The sequence below is a fragment of the Flavobacterium pectinovorum genome (assembly GCF_022802975.1).
GTDB lineage: Bacteria > Bacteroidota > Bacteroidia > Flavobacteriales > Flavobacteriaceae > Flavobacterium > Flavobacterium pectinovorum_B.
Genome location: NZ_JAFEVZ010000004.1, coordinates 198953 through 220924, shown reverse-complemented (window position 1 = coordinate 220924; position 21972 = coordinate 198953). Strand labels below are relative to the sequence as shown.

The window sequence follows — 21972 nt, the reverse complement described above, 5'->3', positions numbered from 1 at the left end:
TGTTATTTCTTTTGCAATGGGCTGATAATCTGAACATTCTGAAAAACAATTGCTCCTTTTACTACTCCTGCAATAGTGCTTCTTAAAGCATCGATAATTTGCATTTTCAATTCACTTTTAGGATAAATTAAACTAACCTCACGCGCCGGTTTTGGTTCCTTGAAATTACGCAGTTTTAATTTGTCTGAATCTTTTAAATCCATAGTATGCAAGTACGGAAGTAATGTTGTCCCCAAACCTTCATCTGCTAATTTTATTAGTGTTTCGAAACTTCCGCTCTGTATCTGAAAATTGTTTTGTTCGATATCAGTTCCATTTTTGCATAAGTTCAAAATACCATCTCTAAAACAATGTCCATCCTGCAAAAGCAAAATTTCATTGATGTTTAAATCAGAAACTTCTATTTCTTCTTTTTGAAAACTCGAATGGTGTTCAGGAATATAAGCTACAAACGGCTCAAAATAAAGTACAATTTCTTTAATTTTTTCATCTTCAAGCGGTGTTGCGGCAATAGCGGCATTCAAATGACCGTTTTTCAATTTTACAATAATCTCATCGGTATTTAACTCTTCAATCAAAAGCTTTACTTTTGGATATTTTTTTATAAAATTATTTAAAAACATTGGCAAAAGGGTGGGCATGATAGTCGGAATTATTCCTAAACGAAATTCACCGCCAATAAAACCTTTTTGCTGTTCTACGATATCTTTTATTCTGTCGGCTTCATTTACAATATTTTTAGCCTGATTTACAATTTTTTGACCAATATCTGTAAGTTGAATGGGTTTTTTGCTTCTGTCGAAAATTAAAATATTGAGTTCTTCTTCAATTTTCTGAATCTGCATGCTTAAAGTCGGTTGAGTAACGAAACATTTTTCTGCAGCTAAAGTAAAGTTTTTATGTTCGGCAACAGCCAAAACATATTGTAATTGAGTAATAGTCATTTTGATAGTATTTTGTGATGCAAAAATAAGAAAATATAATTTTATCTTATGATTATTTTAGGGAAGTTATTCTAATTTTGTAAAAAAATACACACTATAAAACAGATATATGAAAACAAATATTTTAGGATTGCCGGTTAAAGAATCAGAATTGTTAGTAAAAGAATTAAATGTATTGCTATCTAATTTTCAGGTTTATTATCAAAATTTAAGAGGAATTCATTGGAATATCCGTGGAAAACGTTTCTTCGATTTGCATGTAAAATTTGAAGAGTTATATACTGATTCTCAATTAAAGATTGATATGATTGCTGAAAGAGTTTTAACTATTGGAGGAACTCCTTTGCATACTTTTGAAGATTATATTGAGAACAATAAACTTACTGTTGGAAAAAATATTTCGAATGATGTAAAAGCGGTTCAGCTGATCGTACATTCTTTATCTGATTTACTTAAAATTGAACGGGAAATTTTAAATCAGGCAGGCGAAATTAACGATGAAGGAACCAATTCTATGATGAGCGACTTTATTTCAGAACAGGAAAAAACAATTTGGATGATGAATGCATGGCTTGAGGAAGAGTTGTAAACTGTTGTGTATTAGTATTTAAAAAGCAGGATAATTGAATTTGATTATGCTGCTTTTTTGTAAATGTTAAAATTCTATAAAAATTTAGGCATGACACTTTGATTTTACGTCTTTAACGTTATTTTTGTTCGTATGAAACTAGTCGCCCGCATATTATTATTCATATTTATTGCTTTTTTGTCGACACCTACAATTGTAGCGATGATAAAGAAAAGCAGCAATGCGGCTATTACCATCAATATTTCTGAAGAAGAGAAATCTCATAAAGAAATTAAGGCAGCTGTTTATGTTGATGCTTTGGATCATGATTTGAGTCTGCCTGTTTTTACAGAATCAAAAATTATTTTGTCCGGTAATATTGTAAAGCTGGATAATATTTCTCCGAGTATATTTGCTCCACCCCCCAACTTCGTATAATACTTCCGATTATTTTAAACTGACTGTATTTGTAGTAAATACAGTAGACCTTTAATGTATCAATTTTTAGTATTGTATTATGTCAAAAAAAATTAATCTTTTTGCCAACCTTAAATCTGATTTTGCTTCAGGTTTAGTGGTTTTCTTGGTGGCTCTTCCATTGTGTTTAGGTATTGCAATGGCTTCCGGAGCACCGTTGTTTTCCGGAATTATAGCTGGTGTTATTGGTGGTATTGTGATAGGTTCTTTAAGCCAGTCACATATTAGTGTATCTGGCCCGGCTGCTGGTTTAACAGCAATTATCTTAACAGCAATTACAGATTTAGGTGCTTTCGATGTATTTTTAATGGCTGTTTTTATTGCTGGACTAATTCAATTAGCATTAGGGTTTTTAAAAGCCGGAAGTATTTCAAATTATTTTCCAACAAATGTTATTGAAGGAATGTTAGCGGGTATTGGGATCATTATTATTCTAAAACAAATTCCGCACGCATTTGGTTATGATGCAGATTTTGAAGGAGATCAGGCTTTTATTCAAAATGATGGAAGCAACTCTTTTTCCTTTTTATTTGATATGATTAACCATATTCAGTTAGGTGCCGTTGTAATTTCATTAGTATCATTGGTTATATTAATTTCCTGGGATAAAGTTCCTTTTTTAAAGAGATTAAAACTGGTTCCGGGCGCCCTTGTAGCGGTTGTACTTGGAATTATTTTAAACGAGATTTTTATTTCTTCCGGTAGTTCGTTGGCTATTGGAAAAGAACATTTAGTTTCGTTACCTGTTCCAAAATCGTTTGAAGATTTCAAGTCTATTATAATTACACCAAATTTTGCAGCTGTTACGAATCCGCAGGTTTGGGTAGTAGGGATTACAATTGCAATTGTGGCTTCAATAGAAACATTATTGTGCATCGAAGCAACGGACAGAATGGATGTTCAAAAACGTTACAGCGATACTAATGTTGAATTAAAAGCTCAGGGAATAGGTAATTTAGTAAGTGCTCTTATAGGTGGTTTGCCAATGACATCAGTGGTTGTGAGATCGTCTGCAAATAATAATGCCGGTGCAAAATCTAAAATGTCTGCTATTATTCACGGTGTACTTTTATTAATCAGTGTTTTGTCTATTCCGGCAATATTGAATAAAATTCCTTTGGCTACATTAGCTACGGTATTAATTCTAGTTGGATATAAACTGGCCAAACCTGCTGCATTTATACATTTTTGGGAAAAAGGAAAATATCAGTTCATTCCTTTTATTGCCACTTTAGTATTTGTTGTAGCAACAGATTTACTTAAAGGTGTTGCATTGGGAATCATCATCAGTATCATTTTTGTATTGAGAGGAAATCTGAAAAGAGCCTATAGCTTTAAAAAAGAAGAATATGAAGATGGAGACATTATTCATATCGATTTGGCACAAGAAGTTTCATTTTTGAATAAAGCTGCTATTAAACAAACCTTAAATGATATTCCTGAAAATTCTAAAGTAGTTATTAATGCTCACGACACAGAGTATATTGCTCACGATGTTCTGGATTTGATTAGAGAGTTTAAGGAAACCAGGGCTATTGATGAAAACATCAAAGTGAAATTGAAAGGTTTCAAAAAAGCATATGACTTAGAAAATACTCCCGATGCAAATAATCATGTTACAATCGAACATTACTATGATGTTGCCAAAAGAGTTTTAGTTAAAAAAGAAGAAGTTAAAGAAGATTTTAAAACAAATTAAATCAATTAAAGTATTTCTATGACATGAGAACCATCAGAATTTAGGTAACTTTACATGGAAATACCATTTAAAAAATAAAAAAATGAAAGAATTTTATAAGCAGTTATTAGAAAATAACAAAAAGTGGGTAGAAACTTCTTTAGCAAAAGATCCTAATTATTTTGCGGATTTGGCAAAAGGACAACAGCCGCCATTATTATGGATTGGATGTTCTGACAGCCGTGTTCCTGCAAACGAAATTGTTGGTGCAAAACCAGGTGAAGTTTTTGTACACAGAAATATTGCCAACATGGTAGTACACTCTGATATGAATATGTTGAGTGTTCTGGATTATGCGGTTAATGTTTTAAAAGTGAAACATGTTATTGTTTGTGGACATTACGGATGTGGTGGTGTAAAAGCCGCAATGGGAAACCAGTCTGTTGGAATTATTGATAACTGGCTTCGTCATATTAAAGATGAGTATCGCCTGCATGATAAATATCTGAATTCTATTCAGGATGAAGATGCCCGTTTTAATGCTTTTGTTGAAATCAATGCGAAAGAACAGGTTTATAATCTTGCGAAGACTTCAATCGTTCAGGGTGCCTGGAAAAGTGGTCAGGACTTAATGCTTCATGGCTGGGTTTACGGATTAAATTCAGGTTTTGTAACCGATTTAAATGTAACAATCAGTTCAAATGAAGAATTGGATCAGGTTTACCAGTTAGATCTTTAAATCTTTATCAAAGTCATAAAAAAAATCGCCTACTTAGGCGATTTTTTTTTTTATTCGTTTTCGTCCAGATTTTCATTGAAAGCAGACGGTAACATCGTTGGAATAAACTTTATTAAAATTGGCAATAATAAACTTCCTCCGGGAAGTAAAAAGATAGTGAGTGACGGAATCGTTTTACAAATATCCAAAAGCTGTTTTTTTACTTTTTTCTTTTCCTTCGCATCTAAATCTCTGGTTGTAGAATAGGCCAAAAGAACCATTAATTCTTTACTCTGAACAATTTCCTTGACCAATCTGTTTTTGTTTCTAATAATCAATTTAACGACCGTATGCGTCATCTGATCATAGAAGTGCTTTACCGGATTCGAATAATTGAAATAGGGGATCTTGTTTTTATGTGTTGTTATAAACGAATTTGTAGTAGCAATACTTTGGGTTACAAAAGCATCAGAAACTTCCATCATGGATCCTAAAGAATATAAAAAATAAGCTTCTTCGTTTTCGACTACACCATCACTCCATAAAGCCATTCCCGCCATATCAATTAAGTAATAATGTTCTAATTTATTGCTAAAATAACTAAGAGGTAAAGTTTCTAAAGTATCAACAGTAACTTTCGAAAATTTAGAGTAGCGTATAGAAGCTTCAAAAAGTTTGATTAATAAGTCGTCATGCTGTGATTTTATTGTTTTGGTTTTTAATGCCAAACCTACAATGCCAAGAACAGTTTCTTCAATTCGTTTAAGGTATTTCTCCGGAATTTCGCCATGTTCCAGATATTGTCTAAAAGCCAGTACATCTATAAATAATAAGGCATTGGTAACAAGATGTGAGAAGTTTTTACTAATGATGCTGTCATTGGTTTGAACTCTCTGATCAATTATATTTTCTAATGAAAGGGAAGGCGTGTCTTTTGGAAGTAAAATTTTAAACAAATTAAAACCTTCCGGATTCATCTCTTTGTAGAATTTTAAAACTTCAGAAATAAAGTTATTGGGTTCTGAATTTCTTTTTTCCAGACAAAAAACATGATATAAGGTGTTTAATAAAGCAATTTTAGAAATCTCAGTCTTGAACCAGCCTTTTATCGGAATTGGAATTTGAGAATCTATAGAAATAATATGCCCATAGATAAAACCAGTTTCTCTTACTTTATGGTAAAAGGAATCTGCTGTCTCAAAAGGAATAGCTTCTGAGAACTTTTGTTCATTAAAAAATTTATCTATCCAGCCGGGTGCCGATGGGTTAATCATTAACTTTGGTTTGAGGGTACAAAGCTATATCTTTTTCTTGTGCGAAGATTAATTTTTAAATGAAATAACCACTAGATTTTGTGAAAATAGTGGTTATTAGTTTTTTTATTATTTAATGATTCCGGAACAGGCAACTCTTGCACCTGCATTACCTGCCGGCTGAGAGGTAAAATCATCGGCTCCCTGATGCACAATTAATCCTTTTCCTAAAATATTTTTAGTTTCATCATCACCGCCAATAGCCCATTCGTCTGTGGTTAACGTGATAGTTCCGTTTCCTTTTGCATCTGCTGTAAAGTTACCAATATCACCTTTGTGATATTCTCCAACTCTCCATTTACCATGCTTTTTGAAAGTTGGATTCCAGTGTCCGCCGGCAGAACTTCCGTCAGCAGCAGTACAATCTGATTTTTCATGAATGTGTATAGCATGAACTCCCGGCTGTAAACCTGCTATTTTTGCAGTAAAAGTAACTTTGCCGTTTTTTTCTGTAAAAGTTGCAGTTCCGGTAACGGTACTATTGCTTTTTGGTTCTAAAGTTATAGTCAGAGTTTTAGCATCGCTTGATTTTGTATTGGTTTTACAGCCAATTATTAAGGCAGCAATTATTGCAAAAGAAACAATTATTTTTTTCATAAGTGAGGCATTTAAATTAAATATTAAGTAAATTTAGCATAAAACAAATGATATTCTTTGCCGATTTGCGTTAAAAAAATCTAAAACTATTTAGTGTAATTTAATTCGCATAGAATTGAAGACTCAAAAATATTGCTTAAATTCGTATAGACTTTTAACGAAAAAAAACTTTGCTTTTGTTTTCTAATTCATTAATATTTAAAACTTTAAAATTATGATGAAGAATGTTTTTACTATTGCATTTTTTAGCCTTTTGTTACTTTCCTGTAGTGTTTTTAAATGCAAAAAAACAGATGCTGTTTCTAAACTCGAAGGCACCTGGGAGCTTAATTACATTTCCGGACCACGAATTGCTTTTGATGGTCTGTATCCGAATAAAAAACCAGTAATAAATTTCAATACTAAAGAAAATTTGGTTTCGGGTAATAACAGCTGTAATTCTTATACAGGAAAGCTGAGCGTAACAGAAAATAAAATTGATTTTACACAGCCTATGGCAGCAACCAAAATGATGTGTTTAGATGGACAGGGTGAACAGGTTTATATGAGTACTTTATCAAAAGTAACATCCTATAGTATATCTGATGACGGAAAAACTTTAAATTTTATTTCCGGAGATATTGCAACGATGCGATTCACAAAAAAATAGGATCATTTTTCTTAAACTATTAAATGTATAATTTATGAAAATTAAACTATTGGTTTTATTAGTGATATTATCTCCTCTCAGTCTTCCTGTTCTGGCACAGGAAAAATCTAAGAAAGAGCTTAAGGCAGAGAGAGAACTCCAGAAACGAAAGGAAATTCAAGCTCTTGTCGATTCTAAAAATTTTGTTTTTGAAGCACAAAAAGTGATACCGCAGGGAGGCAGATTTCTAAATTTAGATTACAATACGTATTTTTTGAAGTTTAATGAAACCAAGACAACCTGCGATTTGCCTTTCTTTGGAAGGGCTTTTAACGTGCCTTATGGAGGAGGGGATGGAGGTATAAAATTCGAAGGTGTTCCTGAAGATATTTCGATTGAAAAAAAGAAAAAATCCTATAATATAAAAGCAACTGTAAAAGGCAAGGATGATGTTTACTACCTTTTTTTACTGTTTTCTTAGATGGAGGAACTTCTCTTTCGGTTAATAGCAATAATAGGGCTTCAATTTCTTATGACGGAGAAATTCAATCACCAAAATCGGAAGAAGTTAAAAAATAAGAGTTTTAATTTATTATTGGTTGTTCCCTAAGCTTCTCATTTATGCCAAAGACTATTATGTTTAAAAAACATCATTTCGTAATACTATTTTTTTTATTTATAATTTCAGGTTACAGTCAGGATTTAGAACCCAGAGTGTATGCTAATGTTCCCGAAAAATTAAATGTAGTCGCAATCGGATATGGTTTTATGAATGGAAATGTATTAACAGATCCTTCATTGCCAATTTCTGATTTTACGATTCAAAGTCATAATCTGGTAGCGACCTATGTTAGAACTTTTGCTTTGGCAAATAAATTGGTGCGTGTACAAGTTGCATTACCTTACACTTTTATGGATGGATCTGCCAATGTAAATGGGGAGAATATCACAGGTTCGAGAACGGGTTTTGCTGACATGAAAGTTCGATTTGGAGTCAATTTATTGGGGTCGCCTGCTCTTGATAAAACCGAATTTAGTTAATACGAACAAAAGACAATTTTAGGGTTCAGTTTGGTAACTTCAATTCCTACAGGTAAATATTACGAAGACAAACAGGTAAATATTGGAACAAACCGCTGGGGATTTAAACCTGAAATCGGAGTTTCGAAACGATTCTCCCGCTTTTACGCAGAAGCTTATGGAGGTATTTGGTTTTATACCAATAATAATGATTTTTTAGGAAAAAAAATGGTGCAAAAATCGACCTATAGTTTTCAGATCCATGGAAATTATTATTTCAAAAACAGTATGTGGGTTGGTTTTAATACCAATTGGTTTTTTGGAGGGAAGACAATAATAGACGGGGTTTCTGATGATAGTCAGATTGATAACTGGAGAGTGGGTGGAATCTTTTCAACACCTGTTACAAAAGGGCAATCTCTGAGGTTACAATATCACATAGGAGCTTATACGAACAATGGATTGAATTATTATGCTTTAACAGCTGCCTACCAATATTCCTTTTTTTAGATGATTGAAAAGAGAAGTTTAATGATTTTAATGTCATTGTGTTTTGAAAGATATAAGTATTTATAAATTAATTTTAAAATTATGAAAAAAATAAGTGTTATTCTAGTTATGGTAATTGTTTCGTTTTCAGCATATGCTCAGTCTTCCTATAAAGAAGATGTAGAATTAGTGCAAAATATTTACGGGAAATCTAAAAGTGATTTAGTAAAACAATATATGAATTTGTCTGATACTCAGGAAACAGCTTTTACGAAAGTTTATGAGAACTATGAAACAACACGTAAAGCACTTGGACAAACAAAGTTAAAATTGATTAATGATTACACTATTAATTATGCAACTCTTACTGACAAGAAAGCTGATGAATTGGCAAAAGAAACTCTAAAAAATAATCTGGATTATGAAAAATTATTTACCAAAACTTATAGTCAGGCTAAAAAAGCAATTGGAGCAATAAATGCAGCAAAATTTATTCAGTTAGAGGTTTATTTACAGACTGTAATTCGTAATGAAATTCAGGAGGCAATTCCTTTTATAGGAGAGTTAGATAAAACAAAAGTTCAAATATAGTTTTCAATAAATAAAAGCCGCATCTGTTTCGGGACAAATGCGGCTTTAACAAATAAAAAGCTAAAAACTATTTTTAGATTAGAAACAGTATGCGTTTTCTGCAACTAATTTTGATGCAATTTTTTCTCTCAATGCCACAACATTAGGCAGGTTAGTATATTTTGTAAAACGTTTAAGTCCCATTAACATCATACGTTGTTCGTCACCTTCAGAGAAAGAAGCGATTCCTTCTTTTCCTCTTAAGTTTACAATATCTACAGCTTTATACAAGTATAATTTTGCCATAGCGATTTGCTCTTGTACTTTATCTTCACCTTCTTTTGTTGCTAATTTCTCTGTTCTCAAAATAGTACTTTCAGCCATGTAAATTTCGATTAAGATATCAGATGCCGCCATCAATAACTGCTGGTGAGAATCTAAATCCGGGCCATATTTTTGAACTGCGCTTCCGGCAACCATTAAGAAAACTTTTTTCAGGTTAGCAATGATCACTTTTTCTTCAGCAAATAATTCAGAGAAATCCGGAGTATCAAAAGATGGAATTCCCATTAATTCTTCCTGAACTTTCATTGCAGGTCCAAGTAAATCAACGTGACCTTTCATTGCTTTTTTGATCAGCATACCTACAGAAAGCATTCTGTTGATTTCGTTAGTTCCTTCGTAGATACGTGCGATACGTGCATCTCTCCAGGCACTTTCCATTGGAGTATCTTCAGAGAATCCCATTCCGCCAAAAATCTGAATTCCTTCATCAGCACAGTTTTGAACATCTTCAGAAACCGCTACTTTCAGGATAGAACACTCGATAGCATATTCTTCAACACCTTTTAATTCAGCTTCCTGGTGAGAAGTTCCTTCTGCTTCACGAGCAGCGATTCTGTCTTCAATGTCTTTTGCAGCGCGGTAAGAAGCACTTTCTCCTGCATAAGCACTAGTTGCCATTTCAGCTAATTTCGAACGGATAGCTCCAAAAGATGCAATAGAAGTATTGAATTGAATTCTTTCGTTGGCATATTTTACAGCTCCGGAAGTCACTCTTCTTTGTGCATCTAAACAAGCAGCAGCCAGTTTAATACGTCCAACGTTTAAGGCATTCATAGCAATTTTAAAACCGTTTCCTCTTTCAGACAACATGTTTTCAACCGGAACTTTCGTGTCGTTAAAGAAAACCTGACGAGTAGAAGATGCACGGATTCCTAATTTATGCTCTTCTTCATTCATAGAAATTCCGTTTGAAGGATCGTTTTCTACGATGAAACCTGTAATATTTTTATCATCTCCAATACGGGCAAAAACGATGAAAACGCTGCAGAAACCTGCATTCGAAATCCACATTTTTTGACCTGTAATTAAATAATGAGTTCCATCTTCAGATAAAACCGCTTTAGTTTTTCCTGAGTTAGCATCAGATCCTGCGCCTGGCTCAGTTAAGCAATATGCTCCAAACCATTCTCCGGAAGCCAATTTCGGAACATATTTTTTCTTTTGTTCTTCAGTTCCGTAAAGTGTGATTGGCATTGTCCCAATTCCGGTATGAGCACCAAAAGCAGTAGAGAAAGATCCGGTTGCTCCGGAAATGTAGTCACAAACTAACATTGTAGAAACAAATCCCATCCCTAATCCACCGTATTCTTCCGGAACTGCAACTCCTAAAAGTCCTAATTCGCCTGCTTTACGCATACTTTCTTCTGTAAAGGCGTAATCTTTATTCTCAAAGCGGTTTTTGTTAGGCCAAATTTCTTTGTCTACAAACTCTTTTACAGAGTCACGCATCATTATTTGCTCTTCCGAGAAATCTTCTGGTGTGAAGATATCCTCGCATTTTGTTTCTTTTACTAAAAACTGACCACCACGAGTCACGTTTTTTTCGATTGTATCTGCCATTTTGTTTTTTGTTTAGGTAAAAGATGAAAGAAGCAAGAAGCAAGATTTTAAATCAACTTACTTATGAAGCCTGATGTCATCCTTTGAAATTCAATTATTTTGTTTTCTATTTCTTCTGTTTTTGTCTTTGATAGATAATCATTTTGACAAGCTATCAATAATTGTGTTTGTAATTCAAATGAAGAACCTAAACTAATATTCAAATAATGTTGAAAATGTTTATTACCTCTGTTAGAGCCTTCAGCAATATTAGAAGGCATTGAAACAGAACATCTATTCATTTGACTTGTTAAGCTATACGTTTCTGATTTTGGGAAAGTGGAAGTTAGTTTATAGATATCATTAGTAATTTCCATAGCTAAAATCCAAATTTTCAAATTCTTAAAATTGTGTCTCATGTTTTTTGAGGTAAGATAAGAAGAAAAATTAAAAGTAAGTTTTTTATTACTTTTTAAAATATATTTTTCAGAATATCTTCATTCCAATATTAAGTCTTGCTTCTTGTTTCTTTCCTCTTAAAAAACTACAACACTTCGTAAATCCCCGCAGAACCCTGCCCAGTTCCCACACACATACTTACGATTCCGTACTTATTACCTCTGCGTTTCATTTCATCAAATAACTGAACAGAAAGTTTCGCTCCTGTACATCCCAGAGGGTGCCCTAAAGCGATTGCTCCGCCGTTTACGTTTACGATATCTGGATTTAAACCTAACTCGCGAATTACAGCCAAAGACTGAGAAGCAAAAGCTTCGTTTAGTTCTACCAAGTCAATATCTTTCAATTCTAAACCAGCTTGTTTTAACGCTTTCGGAATTGCTTTTACTGGACCAATACCCATAATTCTTGGTTCAACACCAGAAGAAGCAAAGTTTACCAAACGTGCGATTGGCTCAAGATTCAATTCTTTAACCATGTCCTCACTCATGATTAAAACAAAAGCAGCACCATCACTCATTTGAGATGAGTTACCTGCAGTTACGCTTCCGTCAGCAGCAAAAACAGGTTTTAAACCCGCTAAAGCTTCTTTAGAAGTTCCTGCTCTTGGTCCTTCGTCTTTATTAACTACATAAGATTTAGTTTCTTTTTTGCCATTTTCATTGATGAAAGTTTGCTCAACAGTAATTGGAACGATTTGCTTATCGAATTTTCCTTCTGCTTGTGCTTTTAATGCTTTCATGTGAGAGTTGTAAGCAAACTCATCCTGATCTTCTCTAGAGATTTTGTATTGATTAGCCACTGCTTCCGCAGTTAAACCCATTCCCCAATAGTAATCTTCATGACCCGCTGCAGCAACTTTATAATCCGGAGTTGGTTTGTAACCTCCCATCGGAATAAAACTCATACTTTCTGCACCACCAGCAATGATACAATCTGCCATTCCTGATTGGATTTTAGCAGTTGCTATTCCGATAGTTTCTAATCCAGATGCGCAATAACGGTTAACTGTTACACCAGGAACATCTTCAACTTTTAATCCCATTAATGATATCAAACGTCCAACGTTAAGACCTTGTTCTGCTTCCGGCATGGCATTTCCTACCATAACGTCGTCGATACGTTTTTTGTCAAAATCAGGCAGTTCGTCCATCATAAACTGAATGGTTTCTGCAGCTAATTCATCAGGTCTTTTAAATCTAAAAACCCCTTTTGGTGCTTTTCCAACTGCTGTTCTATATGCTTTTACTATATATGCTGTTTTCATTTGTTTTGTTTTTTAAGATTTATTAGAAGAAAGAGACAAGAGGCAAGAGAAAAGATAAAACTCTGTTTTGAAGTCTTGTTTCTTGCTTCTTTTTTCTTTTCACTCCTTCATTCTATTCTCTAATTACGAAGCGGTTTCCCTTTAGTTAACATATACTGAATCCTTTCCAAACTCTTTCTCTCAGTACATAAACTCAAAAAAGCTTCACGTTCGATATCTAGTAAATATTGTTCAGATACTAAAGTCGCTTCAGATAAATCACCACCGGCCATTACGTAAGCCAGTTTGTTAGCGATTTTTTTATCGTGCTCAGAAATGTATTTTCCGGCTTCCATTTGATCTGTTCCAACTAAGAACATACCTAAAGCTTGCTTTCCTAATACTTTCACATCCGTTCTTCTGATAGGCTGTGTGTAACCAGCTTCTGCCATTAACAACGCATGTTTTTTAGCTTCAGCAATCTGACGATCTTTGTTTACTACAATAACATCTTTTCCATGCTGCAAAAGTCCGGTATCAAAAGCTTCATAACCAGAAGTTGATACTTTTGCCATTGCGATTGTTAAGAAATACTCTTGAAGAACGTTCAATTCCACATCATTTTTGCGGAATAAATCGGAAGCTCTTAAAGCCATTTCTTTAGATCCACCACCACCAGGAAGTACACCAACACCAAATTCAACTAATCCCATATAAGTTTCAGCAGCAGCAACTACTTTATCAGCATGTAAGCTCATTTCGCATCCACCGCCAAAAGTCATTCCGTGAGGTGCAACCACAACTGGAATAGAAGAATAACGAACGCGCATCATTGTATCTTGGAACAATTTAATCGCCATATTCAATTCGTCATATTCCTGCTCAACTGCCATCATGAAAATCATTCCGATATTAGCTCCAACAGAGAAATTCGCTGCCTGGTTACCAATAACCAAACCTTGATATTCTTTTTCAGATAAGTCGATTGCTTTATTGATAGCTTGTAAAACGTCACCACCAATTGTATTCATTTTAGATTGGAATTCTAAGTTTAAAATTCCATCTCCTAAATCCTGAATGATTGCTCCACTGTTGCTCCAAACTTTTTTGCTTTCGCGAATGTTGTTCAGAATAATAAATGAATCTTGTCCAGGAACTTTTACTTGTGATTTTGTTGGAATATTATAGAAATAAGTTGCTCCTTCTTTTACAGAGTAGAAACTGTCGCTTCCAGAAGCCAGCATTTCAGTAACCCATGCAGCAGGCGCTAAACCTTCAGCTTTCATGATTTCAATTCCTTTGGCAACACCAATTGCATCCCAGATTTCGAATGGACCATTTTCCCATCCAAAACCAGCTTTCATGGCATCGTCAATTTTGTATAATTCGTCTGAGATTTCAGGAATTCTGTTTGACACATAAGCAAACATTCCGGCAAAACTCTTACGGTAGAATTCTCCCGCTTTGTCTGTTCCTTTTACTAAAACTTTAAAACGGTTGATAGGTTTATCAATAGTTTTTGTTAGTTCAAGCGTAGCAAAATTTGCTTTTTTCGCCGCACGGTATTCTAATGTATCTAAATCTAAAGAAAGAATGTCTTTATCTACTTTTTTATAAAAACCTTGACCTGTTTTGCTTCCTAACCAATTATTTTCCATCATTTTGTTGATGAAATCAGGAAGTTTAAACAATTCATGTTGTTCGTCATTAGGACAGTTTTCGTAAATACCGTTGGCAACATGTACCAAAGTATCTAAACCAACAACGTCAACAGTACGGAAAGTAGCCGATTTTGGGCGACCAATTACCGGACCAGTCAATTTATCAACTTCTTCAATCGTTAATCCCATTTCTTTCACTAAATGGAATAAACTTTGGATTCCGTAAATACCAATTCTGTTTCCAATAAACGCCGGAGTATCTTTAGCAACAACCGAAGTTTTTCCTAAGAATTTAGATCCGTATTCGTTTAAGAAATCCAATACTTCAGTTGAAGTTTTTGGACCAGGAATAATTTCAAATAATTTTAAGTAACGCGCAGGGTTAAAAAAGTGTGTTCCGCAGAAGTGCTGTTGAAAATCTTTGCTTCTTCCTTCGCTCATAAAATGAATCGGAATACCGGAAGTGTTTGAAGTAACCAAAGTTCCCGGTTTACGGAATTTCTCGATTTGTTCAAAAACTAATTTTTTGATGTCTAAACGCTCAACAACAACCTCAATAATCCAGTCAACATTGGCAATTTTTGCCATGTCATCTGTCGTATTTCCCGTCGTAATTCGGCTTGCGAATTTTTGACTGTAAATAGGAGAGGGTTTCGATTTTAATGAGTTCGCCAAATGGTCATTTACCAAACGGTTTCGAACGGCTTTGCTATCAAGCGTTAATCCTTTTTTAGCTTCAGCTTCTGTCAACTCGCGCGGCACGATGTCAAGCAGTAAAACTTCAACACCAATGTTGGCAAAATGACAAGCTATTCCTGAACCCATAATTCCGGATCCAATTACAGCAACTTTTTTAATTGTGCGTTTCATATTTGTTATTTTTTTTTTCTATTGGTCAAATATGTTATCGCCTTTTTGTTATTTGGGAAAACATTTAATGTGGGCGATTTCATATTTGATATTTTATTTTTTATTGGAATTTGAATTTCCTAAATAATTAAGGTTATTCTTCTTCGATATTTTCTGTTTTATTCGCCAGTTCGCTGGTGCTCGTGTGATTAAATATGTTTTTGTCCTGAATCAATTCGTTGATGATTTCAGAAACCTCAATAAAATGCTGAAGTTTTTCGTCTGAAACATGTTTTCTAACCGTTTCATTAAATTTCAGAACTGTATTTTTAGATAACTCTCTTTTTTCTTTTCCAAATTCGGTCAGGTAGATCAAAACGCCTCTTCCGTCACTTGGATTTTTCTTTCGAACAATCAAACCTTTGTCTTCCATCGATTTTAATGTTCTGGTTAGACTCGTGGCTTCCATGCCCATTCTTGGTCCTAAAGCTGTCGATGGGGTTCCTTCTTCTTTGTCAATGCTTAGCAAAGCAAATCCGGTTGCCATAGTCGCATCGTATTTGGCTGCTTCTTCATTATACATTCTTGAAACGGCTTGCCATGTAGCTCTTAAAATATAATCTATCGTTTTATCTTTCATAAATAACTATATCGATTTCAAATATAATGAAAAAATACTATGCATGCATATTATTTTTTCATAAATTTTAGGTTAAATAGAAAATCTCTTTGAATTAGTGTGTTTTATGGATTCTTTTTAATTGAAATATACCATTCTTTTTTTATGTTTTAAAGAATTTGTTACAGCAAAAAATAGTATTTTAATAAAATGAAGCGATGAATTATCACTCTGTAAATAAAATCCTGCTTTAAGGTGTTAAATTTTGTTCATCATATTTCGCCAGTGCTTTTTGGAGTATTTCCTTCATTCGCTTTCGTAAACTTTCAGGGCGCAGAATCTCAATTCCAGAGCCAAATCCCAATAAAAGACGTTCCATTTCATAATTAGGGGCAATTAACAAGTGAATAATAATACTCTTGTCGTCATTTTCCTGAATCAGCCTTTGTGTATGATGTAAAGGCTTTGTCAAGATATAAGGAGCATTTTCAGCATCGATCCAAAGTTCGATTCTTCGCGCTTGTAAACCCGAATTTACTGTCACACCAATTACATTTTTATAATACGATTCGGCATCAAAATCTTCTTCTAAATACGGAAGATTAAAATCATAATCAATCGAAATGATTCTGTCCAGAGCCAAATTGGTAATAGGCTGTGATTTTTTCTTCTTCCCAATTAAAAACCAACGATTGTTGAATTCCTTCAAAATAAAAGGATGAAAATGAAATTTGGTTTCGTCTCGCGATTTAAAAGATTTATAGGTAATAATCAGAACCATTTTTTTGATAATTGCCTGATATATTTCGTCTAAATAATGAAGGCCTTTTAGTTTCTCGTTTTTATCCAGATAAATAACAGGTTTTGTGTGCGACTTTTCGGCATAGATTTTATCTTCAAGCCGTTGTAAAATATCCGAAACATCATTAAAAAGTGAGAAGTCTTTAAACTGTTTCAGCATCGAAACCGTTTCAGTCAATACATTCATATCGGTTTCTGTCAGTGGAATATCGGTTATCGAAAAATCTTCGTCTTCATATTTATAATACTTTTTATCGTAAACAACAATTGGAGCATTGTAACCCAGCTTTTCACTTCGCATCAATTGAATATCCATCTGAACCGTTCGTTTACTGATTGGGATTTGACGGCCTTCATATTCTTCTAAAGCCTGAGAACAGCATTCGATCAAATCTTCCAATGTCCATTGTCTGTATTTATTCTGCAGGCATTTATCGATCGTCTTGTACCGAATTAAGGCGTTTTTGTTTTGTGACATATTTTCGTTTTTTGGGCGTGTCCCTCCGGGTCGGGCTGTCCACTATATCTTTTGTGGCGAACCCCGCCACAAAAGGATGCCGTTCCCATCCCTCACGCGTTTACGTTAATAAAGAAATTTCCTTTTCAATAATTGGTTCTTGCTTTTTTATATAACTCATCGACTATTTAATCTACAGATAAAGACATTTAAAATCTGCTAAATCTGCCAGATCTGTGAGAAAAAATGCCTTTCAGTATCTTGAGAGATTATAAATTTATCAATTCAAGTTAGCAGTAAAATCTCCTTTTCAATATTTTTCCTCGCTTTTTCTTCATATAAACCTCTGAATTCTGCTGTTTGAAAAATAAACTCATTTTCGAGAAAATGTTTCAACGCTTTAGCTCTCCCGGGTTTGTAGAGAAAATCAGGATAAATGTGGTATTCTTTTCGTATTTGTTCAAAATAAATTTTGTAATCTTCCCACTCTTTTGACAGGATTTTTAAATCAAAATCAATTAACCAGTTGATGTCTGCAGTTGTATTGTGTGCGTGAAGCTGTGTTGCACAAATCGCATCAAAAACCAATTGTTTATCAAGCTTCGCATTTTCAGGTAAAATAGCCAAAGCATATTCAGCACTTTTGAGTTCGTTATTTTTTTTTGAAGCTGAATAAACAAAATCATGATAAAAAATAGAAAATAATATTTCGCTTGGGTTTTCAAGTTTATCACGATACATTTCAAAACTCTCAATCATTTCTTTTAAATGTGAGAGATTATGGTAATGCCTTGATTTTTTGGAATATGCCTTTTCTAAATCCAACCAGTTTTGCTGAATTTCATTTGCTGAAATGCCAATATTAAAAAGTAAATCAGAATAGATTTTCTCTAAATTCATGTTGTTTTTTACTCAAATTTAAAATTTCTTTTTTACTGCGCAAAATAATTGCGTAGTAGTTCTGAAATCTTTGCTCAGGAAATAAAACAATAATCATTGTCTAATTTTAAAAATAAGAAATTATGAAATTCAATTTTTTAAACAAGGAGAAAAAAAATATAGTTAATTATGAAAATGCACCGGCTTTTTCATTAACATCAGAATATGAGTTGTATGCAGCAGTTGTAACTACAGGTTTAAGTGCTTCATTCTACGAAAAAGAAACAGATCGTTTGGAAAGAATAAAAAACCTGATTAAAAAATGCGATCCTGTATTTGTAGCGAAGTTAGCGGTTTATGCCCGCAACGAAATGTACATGCGTTCTATACCATTGGTTTTGATTGTTGAATTGGCAAAAATACATTCAGGTGATTTTTTAATCAGTAAAATGATAACTCACGTAATTCAGCGTGCAGATGAAATCACAGAATTATTGGCGTATTACCAAATGGCAAATGACCGAAAAGATGCTAAAAAATTAAATCGTTTATCAAAACAAATACAAAAAGGTTTGGCAAATTCTTTTAATAAATTTGATGAATATCAATTGGCAAAATACAATCGTGATGGTGCTGTAAAATTAAAAGATGCTTTGTTTTTGGTACATCCAAAAGCAAAAGATGAAGCACAGCAGGCAATTTTTGATAAATTAGTAAACGATACTTTGCAAACACCATATACTTGGGAAACTGAATTGTCGCAATTAGGTCAGATGAAGTTTTTGAACGAGTTTGAAAAACAAAAAGCATTCACTCAGAAATGGGAAGAACTGATTGATAGTAACAAAATAGGTTACATGGCATTGTTGCGTAACTTACGAAATATCTTAGAAGCGAAGGTCTCAGGTTTTCATGTAATGAAAGTATGTGAATATCTTTCCAATGAAAAAGCAGTTTTGAATTCAAAACAATTGCCATTCCGTTTTTTAGCGGCTTACCGTGAGTTGAAAGAACTGAAGTTGAAATACACTTCAATGGTTTTGGATGCTTTAGAAGATGCCGTAATGGCGAGTTCACAAAACATAAAAGGTTTTGATGTCAATATATCGGTTGTAATTGCCTGCGATGTTTCGGGTTCGATGCAGCAGCCAATTTCATCCAAAAGTAAAGTATTGCTTTATGATATTGGTTTGATGTTGGGTATGTTAATGCAAAGTCGTTGCCAGAATGTTGTAAGTGGTATGTTTGGTGACCGTTGGAAAATAATCAACATGCCAAAACGAAGCATATTGGCCAACGTTAACGAATATTACAAACGCGAAGGTGAGGTAGGTTACTCCACAAATGGTTATTTGGTTTTGGAAGATTTAATCAGCCGAAAAGAAATAGCAGATAAAATAATGTTGTTTACCGATGTTCAGATGTGGAACAATGCTTTTACCAAAGATAGTTTTGTTAATTCATGGAACCGATATAAAAAGATCGCGCCAAACGCAAAATTGTATTTATTTGATTTGGCCGGTTACGGTCAGTCACCAATTAACATCGAAAAAAACGATGTGTACTTAATTGCCGGCTGGTCTGATAAAGTATTCGATGTTTTGAATGCTTTGGAAGATAAAAACAGTGCGTTGAATTATATTAACCGAATAGAATTTTAAAAAAGAATCTACTGCGCGAAATAATTGCGCAGTGGTATTTGAATCTTTGTAAAAGAAATAAGTTCATTGAAAATAAAAAAAAAGCAAGTGTCGTAGATAAGTGTTACTTCGCACTTTCACTGCCCAGGTCGTGGGTTCGAATCCCACCAATTCTGTTTACTACAGAATCGTAGCTCAGCGGTTAGAGCAGGATATGTCACTTATTGCCAGTTGCCTTGCTTTAAAATAAAAAGAATGTCGTAAATAAGAGATACTTCGTCTCAAATTTGGGGAGGAATAGCGAAGTTGTAAAATCAGCAAGGTTATCCAGTTCGACTCTGGCAAGACAAGCCCCGTTTCTCTTATTGCTTTTTACTTCTTTTTAAAACTGAAAAATGTCGTGTGCACAGAGTTACTTCGCGGCATGATAATATTAGGTTCGAATCCTAAAAGTCACTTATAAGCTATTGCTCTAAAAAAAGAGTGTCGTCAGGAAATGGTTCCTTCGTCCAATTGAAATTTAAACCATTCTTACATGTTACCTCTTAAAATTATTAAATTTAAAACATAGGAATAGATAGAACAAAAGTTCATTGTTAAGGTTAACATATAGTTTTGTCATTTCGACGTAAGGAGAAATCACAAGCGGGATTCGACAAAGTATGGCTTTTGATTGCGGAGCTACTTGTGGAGATTTCTCCTTACGTCGAAATGACAAATAGTACGTTTACAGCTTTAATAAAAAACTCAGCGCCTCAGCAAGAAAAAAACTTTGCCACTGTGGACCTTTTTCACCATATCTCTTAAAAAAACAAAAAAAATGAAAACACAAATAAACGGTACAGATATATTAGCATTAGGATTTCCAGAAGGAAAAATAATCGGAATAGCATTAAAAATAAACAACAAAAGAAACGGATTTACAAGAGAAGAAATGATCACCAATTATAAAAATATTTTGGAATCACCGGAAAACTATATAGACGATAAAATCTTCAGCAAACTAGCCGTTGCTTTAATCGAAAAATCGAATGAAAAACCGGAAGATTTCATTGCTTTAAATGAAAATCCAAATGCGTATTCCGCTTACGGATTGGATCATATCGAAGACGGAGCCAGAAAACAAATGGAAGTGGCCATGAAATTACCCGTTACCGTTGCAGGTGCTTTGATGCCAGACGCCCATCAAGGTTATGGATTGCCGATTGGCGGAGTTTTAGCCACAAAAAATGCTATTATTCCGTATGGTGTTGGAGTTGATATTGGGTGTAGAATGGCATTGTCGGTTTATGATATTCCTGCAGCTTTTTACTTTGAAAACGAAGCCAAATTTAAAAGAGAATTAATTGCGAATTCTAAGTTTGGAGCAGGTCACGGATTTCACGGTCAGTACAAATCGGATCATGCAGTTTTAGAGAATGATGCATTTAATAGGAATCCGTTTGTGAAGAACCTGAAAGATAAAGCCTGGTCACAATTAGGATCTTCAGGTGGTGGAAATCACTTTGTGGAATTTGGAATTATGGAATTTGCTAAGAATGATTCGGTTTTGAATATTCCAAAAGGAAAATACGTGGCTTTGTTAACACACTCCGGTTCACGCGGAATGGGCGCAACAATTGCCGGACATTATACTAAAATTGCCAAAGACGAATGTAAACTTCCGGAAGTGGCGAGAAATTTGGCTTATTTGGATATGAATTCACAATTAGGTCAGGAATACTGGATGGCGATGAATCTGGCGGGTGATTACGCTTCGGCCTGTCACGAAATTATTCATAACAAAATGGAACGCGCTTTGGGTGCGACGATTTTAGCCAAAGTCGAAAACCACCATAATTTTGCCTGGAAAGAAATCTGGAACGGAGAAGAAGTGATCGTACATAGAAAAGGAGCAACTCCTGCCGGTAAAGGCGTGATGGGAATCATTCCGGGAAGTATGACCGCACCGGGATTTTTGGTGAGAGGTAAAGGCGAGGAGAACGCTATTAATTCGGCTTCACACGGAGCCGGAAGACAAATGAGCAGAACTCAGGCTATAAAAAATATCACGAAAACTGAAATGCAGTCCATCCTAAAAGATAATGGCGTTACGCTTATCGGAGCAGGTCTGGACGAAGCTCCAATGGCGTATAAAGATATCAATCAGGTTATGGAAGCGCAACAGGATTTGGTTGACGTTGTTGCCAAATTTACGCCTAAACTGGTTAGAATGGCAGATGATGGAAGTAGGGAGGATTAGTTTTTTTGAAAGATACTGAGATTCTAAGATGCTGAGGTTCTAAGTTTTTTCAGCGTAGAGATGCACTGCAGTGCGTCTAACACAAGGGTTCCTCATTTACAGAAATGACAAACTTTACGCAAAAAGACTTTGCGACTCCGCGACTTTGCGAGATTTTTTTACCACAAAGGCATAAAATATTTCACGCAGATTCGGCAGATTTTAACAGATTTGTTTAGATTTTTTTTTAAATA

At 34.3% G+C, this 21972-nt stretch carries 21 protein-coding genes; 11 read left to right on the top strand and 10 right to left on the bottom strand.

Annotated features, from left to right (window positions below; translation table 11 throughout):
* Positions 1-2: 2 nt before the first annotated feature.
* Positions 3-944 (bottom strand): LysR substrate-binding domain-containing protein, encoded by a 942-nt coding sequence (locus FLV_RS07875; protein ID WP_243232638.1) that lies wholly within the window; start codon positions 942-944, stop codon positions 3-5.
* A gap of 109 nt (positions 945-1053) precedes the next feature.
* On the opposite strand from FLV_RS07875, the gene FLV_RS07870 reads away from it, so the two are divergent.
* The 4 genes from FLV_RS07870 (at position 1054) to can (ending at position 4406) form a co-directional block, all read left to right on the top strand.
* The gene (locus FLV_RS07870; RefSeq protein WP_243232635.1) at positions 1054-1533 is read left to right on the top strand and encodes a Dps family protein; all 480 of its coding nucleotides are present in this window, start codon (positions 1054-1056) and stop codon (positions 1531-1533) included.
* Between the two features lie 132 nt (positions 1534-1665).
* A complete protein-coding gene (locus FLV_RS07865) occupies positions 1666-1950 on the top strand; it encodes a hypothetical protein (RefSeq protein WP_243232634.1) in 285 nt (94 codons plus the stop codon).
* Positions 1951-2029: 79 nt separating this feature from the next.
* The gene (locus FLV_RS07860; RefSeq protein ID WP_243232633.1) at positions 2030-3688 is read left to right on the top strand and encodes a SulP family inorganic anion transporter; all 1659 of its coding nucleotides are present in this window, start codon (positions 2030-2032) and stop codon (positions 3686-3688) included.
* Between the two features lie 82 nt (positions 3689-3770).
* Complete coding sequence (gene can / locus FLV_RS07855) at positions 3771-4406, top strand: carbonate dehydratase (protein WP_243232632.1); 636 nt, start codon at positions 3771-3773, stop codon at positions 4404-4406.
* Positions 4407-4456: 50 nt separating this feature from the next.
* Here the strand turns inward: can and FLV_RS07850 are convergent, their stop codons facing one another.
* Positions 4457-5659 (bottom strand): LETM1-related biofilm-associated protein, encoded by a 1203-nt coding sequence (locus FLV_RS07850; RefSeq protein ID WP_243232626.1) that lies wholly within the window; start codon positions 5657-5659, stop codon positions 4457-4459.
* Positions 5660-5767: 108 nt separating this feature from the next.
* Positions 5768-6295, bottom strand: a complete 528-nt coding sequence (locus tag FLV_RS07845; protein ID WP_243232624.1) for a superoxide dismutase family protein — start codon at positions 6293-6295, stop codon at positions 5768-5770.
* A 214-nt stretch (positions 6296-6509) separates the two neighbouring features.
* On the opposite strand from FLV_RS07845, the gene FLV_RS07840 reads away from it, so the two are divergent.
* From FLV_RS07840 to FLV_RS07820, 5 genes are all read left to right on the top strand, one after another.
* Positions 6510-6944, top strand: coding sequence for an META domain-containing protein (locus FLV_RS07840; protein WP_243232622.1), 435 nt, complete (start codon positions 6510-6512; stop codon positions 6942-6944).
* Positions 6945-6978: 34 nt separating this feature from the next.
* On the top strand, positions 6979-7404 hold the full coding sequence (locus tag FLV_RS07835) for a DUF4251 domain-containing protein (RefSeq protein ID WP_243232620.1): 426 nt from the start codon (positions 6979-6981) through the stop codon (positions 7402-7404).
* Between the two features lie 140 nt (positions 7405-7544).
* Positions 7545-7964: a hypothetical protein gene (locus FLV_RS07830; RefSeq protein WP_243232618.1), complete on the top strand. Its 420-nt coding sequence runs from the start codon at positions 7545-7547 to the stop codon at positions 7962-7964.
* A gap of 30 nt (positions 7965-7994) precedes the next feature.
* Complete coding sequence (locus FLV_RS07825) at positions 7995-8453, top strand: transporter (protein WP_243232616.1); 459 nt, start codon at positions 7995-7997, stop codon at positions 8451-8453.
* A gap of 81 nt (positions 8454-8534) precedes the next feature.
* On the top strand, positions 8535-9023 hold the full coding sequence (locus FLV_RS07820; protein WP_243232614.1) for a hypothetical protein: 489 nt from the start codon (positions 8535-8537) through the stop codon (positions 9021-9023).
* Between the two features lie 78 nt (positions 9024-9101).
* On the opposite strand, the gene FLV_RS07815 is transcribed toward FLV_RS07820, so the two are convergent.
* The 7 genes from FLV_RS07815 to FLV_RS07785 all read right to left on the bottom strand — a co-directional run bounded on the left by FLV_RS07815 (position 9102) and on the right by FLV_RS07785 (position 17878).
* Entirely contained in the window at positions 9102-10907 is a 1806-nt protein-coding gene (locus tag FLV_RS07815; RefSeq protein ID WP_243232613.1) for an acyl-CoA dehydrogenase family protein, read from the bottom strand.
* A 47-nt stretch (positions 10908-10954) separates the two neighbouring features.
* On the bottom strand, positions 10955-11305 hold the full coding sequence (locus FLV_RS07810) for a four helix bundle protein (RefSeq protein WP_243232611.1): 351 nt from the start codon (positions 11303-11305) through the stop codon (positions 10955-10957).
* 125 nt (positions 11306-11430) lie between these two features.
* Positions 11431-12612 (bottom strand): thiolase family protein, encoded by a 1182-nt coding sequence (locus tag FLV_RS07805; RefSeq protein WP_243232609.1) that lies wholly within the window; start codon positions 12610-12612, stop codon positions 11431-11433.
* A 119-nt stretch (positions 12613-12731) separates the two neighbouring features.
* Positions 12732-15122: a 3-hydroxyacyl-CoA dehydrogenase/enoyl-CoA hydratase family protein gene (locus FLV_RS07800; RefSeq protein WP_243232600.1), complete on the bottom strand. Its 2391-nt coding sequence runs from the start codon at positions 15120-15122 to the stop codon at positions 12732-12734.
* A gap of 133 nt (positions 15123-15255) precedes the next feature.
* On the bottom strand, positions 15256-15741 hold the full coding sequence (locus tag FLV_RS07795) for a MarR family winged helix-turn-helix transcriptional regulator (RefSeq protein WP_243232599.1): 486 nt from the start codon (positions 15739-15741) through the stop codon (positions 15256-15258).
* Positions 15742-15970: 229 nt separating this feature from the next.
* Positions 15971-16999 carry a helix-turn-helix transcriptional regulator gene (locus FLV_RS07790; RefSeq protein WP_243232598.1) on the bottom strand — a complete coding sequence of 343 codons (1029 nt, stop codon included), beginning with the start codon at positions 16997-16999 and terminating at the stop codon, positions 15971-15973.
* 264 nt (positions 17000-17263) lie between these two features.
* Positions 17264-17878: a hypothetical protein gene (locus tag FLV_RS07785; RefSeq protein WP_243232597.1), complete on the bottom strand. Its 615-nt coding sequence runs from the start codon at positions 17876-17878 to the stop codon at positions 17264-17266.
* 122 nt (positions 17879-18000) lie between these two features.
* Between FLV_RS07785 and FLV_RS07780 the strand changes: the two genes are divergently transcribed.
* Together FLV_RS07780 and FLV_RS07775 are read left to right on the top strand one after the other, a co-directional pair.
* Positions 18001-19518, top strand: coding sequence for a TROVE domain-containing protein (locus FLV_RS07780; RefSeq protein ID WP_243232596.1), 1518 nt, complete (start codon positions 18001-18003; stop codon positions 19516-19518).
* A gap of 799 nt (positions 19519-20317) precedes the next feature.
* Positions 20318-21739 carry an RtcB family protein gene (locus FLV_RS07775; protein WP_243232586.1) on the top strand — a complete coding sequence of 474 codons (1422 nt, stop codon included), beginning with the start codon at positions 20318-20320 and terminating at the stop codon, positions 21737-21739.
* Positions 21740-21972 lie beyond the last annotated feature (233 nt).